The organism is Mycobacterium sp. E1214, from assembly GCF_001666755.1.
Taxonomy (GTDB): domain Bacteria; phylum Actinomycetota; class Actinomycetes; order Mycobacteriales; family Mycobacteriaceae; genus Mycobacterium.
Genome location: NZ_LZJC01000163.1, coordinates 1 through 7,061 on the forward strand (window position 1 = coordinate 1; position 7,061 = coordinate 7,061).

At 66.4% G+C, this 7,061-nt stretch carries 9 protein-coding genes; 8 read left to right on the top strand and 1 reads right to left on the bottom strand.

Annotated features, from left to right (window positions below):
- The 8 genes from A5700_RS27125 to A5700_RS23065 form a co-directional block, all read left to right on the top strand.
- The coding region (locus A5700_RS27125) for a hypothetical protein (RefSeq protein WP_231991447.1) at positions 1-294 on the top strand (294 nt) is incomplete at its 5' end.
- A gap of 77 nt (positions 295-371) precedes the next feature.
- The gene (locus A5700_RS23040; protein WP_068067854.1) at positions 372-668 is read left to right on the top strand and encodes a hypothetical protein; all 297 of its coding nucleotides are present in this window, start codon (positions 372-374) and stop codon (positions 666-668) included.
- A gap of 924 nt (positions 669-1,592) precedes the next feature.
- Positions 1,593-3,227: a ParB N-terminal domain-containing protein gene (locus tag A5700_RS23045; RefSeq protein WP_068067857.1), complete on the top strand. Its 1,635-nt coding sequence runs from the start codon at positions 1,593-1,595 to the stop codon at positions 3,225-3,227.
- A 690-nt stretch (positions 3,228-3,917) separates the two neighbouring features.
- A complete protein-coding gene (gene nrdH, locus A5700_RS23050; RefSeq protein WP_068067860.1) occupies positions 3,918-4,151 on the top strand; it encodes a glutaredoxin-like protein NrdH in 234 nt (77 codons plus the stop codon).
- 28 nt (positions 4,152-4,179) lie between these two features.
- Positions 4,180-4,473 (top strand): hypothetical protein, encoded by a 294-nt coding sequence (locus A5700_RS23055; protein WP_068067863.1) that lies wholly within the window; start codon positions 4,180-4,182, stop codon positions 4,471-4,473.
- Positions 4,474-5,298: 825 nt separating this feature from the next.
- Positions 5,299-5,751 (top strand): hypothetical protein, encoded by a 453-nt coding sequence (locus A5700_RS23060; RefSeq protein WP_068067866.1) that lies wholly within the window; start codon positions 5,299-5,301, stop codon positions 5,749-5,751.
- Positions 5,748-5,918: an amidohydrolase gene (locus A5700_RS26345; protein ID WP_156671390.1), complete on the top strand. Its 171-nt coding sequence runs from the start codon at positions 5,748-5,750 to the stop codon at positions 5,916-5,918. Before A5700_RS23060 ends, A5700_RS26345 begins: the two co-directional genes overlap by 4 nt.
- Positions 5,919-5,939: 21 nt before the next feature.
- Complete coding sequence (locus A5700_RS23065) at positions 5,940-6,659, top strand: hypothetical protein (protein WP_068067870.1); 720 nt, start codon at positions 5,940-5,942, stop codon at positions 6,657-6,659.
- On the opposite strand, the gene A5700_RS26350 is transcribed toward A5700_RS23065, so the two are convergent.
- Positions 6,635-6,802, bottom strand: coding sequence for a hypothetical protein (locus tag A5700_RS26350; RefSeq protein WP_156671391.1), 168 nt, complete (start codon positions 6,800-6,802; stop codon positions 6,635-6,637). The genes A5700_RS23065 and A5700_RS26350 overlap by 25 nt on opposite strands.
- Between the last annotated feature and the right edge of the window lie 259 nt (positions 6,803-7,061).

A 7,061-nucleotide genomic window follows, 5' to 3' on the forward strand; every position in this document is an offset into this window, starting at 1 on the left:
GGCGCGACGCTTGGTGGAATTGCATGGGGCCTATTTGCGGCCTACACCGTCGGCGCACCGGCTGACCAAGCCCACGCCCACACCGGCATCACGTCCCGACTGACCCAAGCCGCAGTCACAACCGTCGGATGCCTGCTGCTCGCATCACTGTTAGCAGCGCTGGGACAGCTCAGCCGCCCCGCTCGAACACGGGCACTCCCCGCCCTCGGTCTGACACTTGCCGTGGCAGCCGTCAGTGGATGGGCCATCATCGCTGCAGAAGTGCTGCAAGCTAACGCCTTTGGAGCCTGGTAACCCCGATGACCAGCCAGCAATCGCCAACAGCAGGCCCGATATCGTTTACGCACCGCCTGGATCCGAAGGGAGCGCCCATGTCTTATCACTATGAAAGCCAGCTTGATCCGGGCAGAGTCAACTCCGGCGCGCCGGAAACCCAGGCGCCCTGGATAGCGCTGGGATACCTGCTCGGACTCATCGGCATGTCCCCCGCCCCGCTGTTGTACTACTGGATTTTTGCCCCCATCGGTGCGGTACTCGTGGCCGCGATCTGCCTCATCGTCGGCACCGTGCGGCCCCACTTCCAAGCCATGGCGTCGGGCGCCCTAATGGCAGCAGCCTTCGGTGCGGCCGGAGCAGTCACGTTCTTCCTCGCCGTAGCGAACCAATAGCGACTCTTCCGGCAACGTATGTGAGTTCCGGGCGAGCAGCGCAATCCGCCAGCCCCGCCGCACGGTCCGACCGTCGCCGAAATTATCGACGGCGGTCGTCGCGATGTCGGCTTTCGCCGCGCGCAGATCCCAAGGGCGGCCCACGCGACGCCTGGTCTCAACCGACGCTATCGACCCCGACTGGCCGCGTGTCGGATGCGTCCGAATCCCCGGCCACCCTCAATTCTTCGGGCAAGCAACCGCGTACAGGTTCCTGGACGACGCGTGCGCCGCATTGAACACCTGTCGTGAAGAGACGTTCACTGTCCGCACCGCGTGACGCGTGCGTGTCCCCGCGTCAAGTGCGAGCGAGGTTTGATCGCATCAACGCCCGTCGAGGTTCTGGAACACACACGAATCAGAACACACACGAATCATCATGGCGCGGCATATAAATCGTGTGGTGGCAGTGCTGGCGCGAGTGGAACGGTGCATGCGCCCGCACCGGCAGTGCGCTGTTCCGACGAGCACCTGGTACGCGCCGAGCTCGGAGCTGCATTCCGGGCACTGTGAAGGGTGGGGCTCTTCCCACCCGCGCCGGGTCTGTCGAAGTGCCATTTGCGCGATCGTAGCGCTGGGTTGAAGTCGAAGCGCCTGCGGCGCTGCTGAGAGAGCTTGGGCCTGCCGGCCCAAGCCGCTATTTCTTTGCCTTTCTGGCTTTTCGATTATTGCCCGGCGGTCCGCTGCGCGCCAAGGCCGCGGCCTGCGCTGCGCTTCGGGCACAAGGCTCGCACAGCTGGCCGCTCGCTCGCTGTGCTCACGGCGGTCAGCTGTGCGCCCGGACCTTGCACTCCGCGTCCCTCTGCCGGGCCAAATCTCAATTGCCAGAAGGCAAAAAGAGCAGGCGGTCACGGGAACGCCTGCCTCACACAGAAAGGTTCCGCCATGATCGATACAACCACTACCGACAGCGCCGCACCGGTGATCGACCAGCTGATCGGGACGCTGGAACACCTCGACCCGATGCTGCTCGACATCGGTGACAACGTCCGCGACGACGCCGCGTTGAGCAAGGCGTTCATCGCGAACATTGCTGAAAACGGCGTGCTGGTGCCGATCACGGGGGTGCGTGACCCCGAGCGGCCCGAGGTCGTCCGGGTCCGCAACGGGCAGCGGCGCACCCTTGCTGCCCGCGAGGTCGGCTTGTCCAGCGTTCCGGTCTACGTGCTGCCCCGCACCGCTGTCGATGCCAGCCAGGAGACCATCGACCGCATCGTGCACCAGATCGTGACGAACGATCAGAAGCGCGATCTCACCGACGCCCAGCGGGCACGCGGCATCCAGCAGATGATCGATGCAGGCATGTCGGTAACCAAGGTGGCCAAGCGGTTGTCGGTGCCCAAGGACGCCGTGAAGGCTGCGCACGCCGCAGCAGGATCGGCGACCGCCATGGACGCGCTGGCCAGCGGCCAGCTCAGCCTTGCCGAGGCCGCCGCGATCACCGAGTTCGAGGATATGCCCGGCGCGGTGGACCGGCTGATGCGGTCAGCGGGCGGTACCTGGTTTGAGCACACGGTCGCCCAGCTGCGCCAGGAGCGTGCCGCCGACGAGGCCCGCGCCCACGCGGCCCAGCCCTTCGCCGACAAGGGGTTCACCATCCTCGAGGACCGCCCGGACTCGTGGGACCCCGCCTGCATCCCGCTGCATCACCTGGTGACCGCTGACGGGGACGAGGCCGACGACACCGCTGTCACGACCCCGGCGCACTGGGCGGTGTATCTGGTCGAGGACACCGCTCGGTGCGACGTGGACACCGGGGAGGTTGTGGACGAAGAAACCGTGGACTGGGACACCGAGGACCAGCCAGACGCCACCCCCGCCGAGGGGTTGCGCCACGCCAACACGGTCACCGAAAAGGATGTGTTCACCCCCGACTACTACTGCCTCGACTACCGTGCCACGGGACTGAGGCCGCAGAGCTGGTTTGCCCGTCAGGCCGGACTGGTGGACACCGACACCGGCGAAGCCGTCGATCTGGACGACGACGCGCGCCAGCAGGCGGCGGCCGAGCGCGCCGAGGCGGACAAGCGTGAGCGTCGGAAGGTGTTGGCGCTGAACAAACTCGGGGACGCGGCGCTCAGTGTGCGGCGAGAGTTCGTCAAGAAGCTCTTGACGCGCAAGATCCCACCCAAGGGTGCGGCCCTGTTCGTCGCTGAGTGCTTGGCCCGCGACGGTGCGTTGCTCACCACCCACAACGCGCTGGACACCACTGCCGAGCTGCTCGGCGTCGACAACGGCCAAGCCGTCGCCAAGCTGGTGGCCGATTTGCCCGCCAACGGCGACGGTCGTGCTCAGGTGCTCACGCTGGCGCTGGTGCTCGGTGCACTGGAATCGCGGACCCCCAAGGACGCCTGGCGCAACAACACAGGTTGGTGGGGCCACCACGTCGGTAGCGGAGAGTACCTGCGCTGGCTGTCCGACAACGACTACCCACTGGCCCCGGTAGAACGAGTCGTGACTAAGACCGAGAGCGCCGACGAGGTGTACGAGCAGTACTTGGCCGATGCGGTGAAGGAGTAGCCCAGCTCCCAAGGTGGGGTCAGGACTTCGGTTCTGGCCCCACCCTTTCGCAGGGGCGGCGACCGCCCGGGCGAATGTGAGGAAAGTTGCGCCCGCTGGCCTTCGACGATGATCGCCGGCCGGGATCGCTACCTGGGCGGGTGGCTCGCGAACTCCCCCCGAGCCGCTCGCTGACACTCGATGGGAAAACTTCGCGCACGGCCCTTGCACTCCACGGCCCTCGCGCCGGTCGCATCGTGAATGTCAGAGAGGCGAAACAATGGCGGCACGACAGGGTAATGACGTATTGAGTGCATGCGGACAATGGCTATTTATCGGACGGCTCGAAAGGCACGTATACTTACGCAGCCGCACCGATAAAGCACCAATCATTACAGCTTTGTGCCGATTACCGCCATGTCCTAAGAAGGGAGAATCGGCGTGACTTTCCGGTGCGGTGTTGTGCCGGTGACCCTGCCCGGTCGTGACCTGCCGCAGTTGGCAAATGACAGACCTGACAAGCCGGTATGGCATGCGCGTACCTCGGGCGAGCGGCACGGGAGGGGGGCGATACACCCTCAGTCCCGTCCCTGTGGGAAACGACTAACAATTGCCCGGATTTCATTTTGCGCGACTATGGCATAAGGCCACGCTCGCCAGTAATATTTAAATATTGAACGCGGCACCCACCATTTGCGAAGGAGGCGACCAATGTCCCCGATCACGGTTTATACCAAACCGGCCTGCGTGCAATGCACCGCGACATTCAAGGCGCTCGACAAGCGGGGCATCGAATACCAGAAAATCGATGTCACCGAAAATCCCGAGGCTCGCGACTACGTGATGAGCCTGGGATACCTCGGCGCCCCCGTTGTCTACGTCTCGCCCACGCTGCACTGGGCGGGATTTCGTCCGGACCGCGTCGCTGACTTGGCCGTCGCGTAGGCCCCTTGAACGGAAAGGGACCCACCCCGTGTACACCGACGCCGACCTCGAGCAAGCAGTCGCTGAGTTCGCCGAGCTGGACAGCATCGAGCGGATCGCCGAAACGCGAAGCCATCTGCTCACCCACCTGACCGACGCCGTGAAGGCCCTACAGCAAGCCGCGAGCAGTCTTGAGCAGCTACGCAGTAACGCCGTCTACGACGTCGAATTCGTCGACGGCCGCGACGGACGTGATGTCACCACCTTCATCGACGACAGCATTCGCCAGACCCGCGCCGCCTACGCCGTAGTGCACACGGTCATCGACAAGGAGACGCCGTGATGGCCGACGTCACGCAGAACCGTTCCCCCGGGACCGCTTTAGACCAGGTGCGTGACGCCCTGCACGCGGCCGGGCAGGTGATCCGACCCCGCGGCGGTGAAGCATTCATGGCCAGCTGCCCGTCACACACCGACCACTCCCCCTCACTGTCGGTGGGATGGCGCGACAATACTCGCGCCGGGCGGGGCGGTGCGGTGCTGCTGCACTGCTTTAGCTGCCAGGCCCCCGCCGCCGACATTGCAGGCGCCCTCGGCCTGCGCCTGGCCGATCTGTTCGACAACCCCGTCGCCGCCACCGGACACGGCTGGACACGGCCCGCACGACCCCCGTCGGTACGCAGGGCCACCGGGTTAGGACCGTTGCCAGCGCGCATCACCGCAGCGCGGGAACACCGCGACCATCAGTGGCGCCGGGTCCGGGTCTACACCTACCTGTCCCCCTCCGGCGAACCCGCGCAGCAGGTCATCCGCGAAGAATGCACGTGCACCGGCCACCTCCACAAAAGGTTCCGGCAGCGCTACCGCGACGCACACCAATGGGTGTACCGCAAGCCGGACGGATTCACCCCCGTGCTGTATCGGACCAACGCAGTACAGCGCGCGGCCAACACCGGTGCGTGGCTCTGGGTCACCGAAGGCGAGAAAGACGCCAACACCCTGACCGCCGCTGCCTGGCCACCACCAACGCCCAAGGGGCCGCGAACTTCCCCACCGAGCTGGTCGGCGCATTCGCCGGACTCAACGTGGCCATCGTGGCCGACCGCGACCTCGCCGGATATCAGCGCGCGATCAACCGCACGACCGTCTGCACGGCAGCGCCGCCCAAGTGGTCCTCCTCACCCCGGCCATCGACGTCGACAAAGGCGCCGTCACCGACCACGTCAACGCCGGCCTATGGGACCGCGCCGACCCCTTCGGCGCTTTCACCGTCATCTCCCCCGCCGAGCTGCGCTCCATGGCCGCCGCCAGGGCCCGCTACGCTGCCGAGCGTTTCGGCACCGCCCTGCAGGAAGCCCGCGCCCACCACGACCGGCGCGGCCTAGTCCCCGGCAGCGCCGGCAACGAGGCGCGCTGGCGCGCCGAAGCCGCCACCCAGTTGCGCGCCGTACACGACACCCACGACGAACTCCAACGGCACAGCAATCAGCACCGCTCACCGGTGACATATAGCGCCGTGCACACCGTCGAAAGCCTTCTCCAGCGGCTCACCGCCGACTACCGGCGCACCAATCGCCGCCCGTCAGCCCAGAACGCCGACCGTTTCAAGGAGCCTGCATGACAACACGGATCGAGATCGCCCTCACCAACCGCGCGACCGCCGCCATCGCCGCGGCCGCAGGCCGTCCCGGGCCCGCCGCCAACACCGCCCGCGCCTGGATCGACAGCATGACCGCCCGCGCGCAACTGCGCTCCGAACGCCGCCTACGCCACACGCGGGCCGCCTGACACCGGAAAGGTGACCAACCCATGCCCAGCACTTTCCGCCGCTGCACCGCTATTGTCACGGGCCTGCTCACCTCGGCAGCCGTGGCGCTGGCCGACGCGCCCACCTCCCACGCCGCTCTGACCCGCGTCAGCCCCGGCGAAGAAGTCGACTACATCAACCCCGGTGGGCACAGCCAGTTCTGCACGATCGGGTACGTCTACACCGGCGCGGACATGCACACCTATGCCATCACCGCCGGGCACTGCCGCGCCGACTCCACCGCAGGGTATGCGCGAGACAAACACAACGGGCTCACCGGTGACTTCGTGCGCACCGTGTTCGCCCCACCCCGCAGCGGCGGCGCGGACTACGCACTGATCGACTTCACCACCAACTCATTGGCCTCGGTATTCATCGAAGGCAACCACACACTGTTCACCGAAGACCACCCCGAACCCCAGATCGGGCAGACGATCTGTCGGCTCGGCGTTTCCAGCGGCCAACACTGCGGCCAAGTCGCCGCCAACCACGGCGAAGACCAATACCTGACCACCGGCATGCCGCCGAGCATCCCCGGAGACTCCGGGGGCCCCGTCTGGACGCCGACCGCTCAGGCCAACGCACGAATCATCGGCATCTGGTTGGGAGAAAAAACGACCGCGGGCGGCCAGGAATATGGACGTTTCGCTTCGCTATCGAGCGGCCTTCGCGCCTTGAACGCGCCCGGCCCGCTCGATCAGAACTCCAGCAGCCCCGAGTAATCGGCCCGAGGAAAGGCCACATCGCAAACCAGGGTCGGCGGGGCCCAGTGACCGGCCACCAGCCAGTCGATCACCAGTGCCGGAACACGCTGCACGCGGATCAGCTCCTGGAGCACTGCCGCTTCGACGGGCGTTTCGACCACCTGCTCAGGCTACCTGCGTGGCAGCGGCCGCCGCGCCCCTCGCCGCAACGCAATCTGGGTCTCAATCACGCGCGGACTTGGTGATCGCGGCGCCACATTCCCGTCGTTCTTGTGTCGGCGGCGGCGCGCCCCGCGCGGCCGCCGTTGTGGCCAGCTGCGGTGGCCATCGGTCCGTAGCCGCTCACCTCTTTAGCCGTCAGCAGGGGTCGCAGCCTAATCGGGCGGGGGCCCGACCGGTCAACCCACGCCCGCGCCGAAC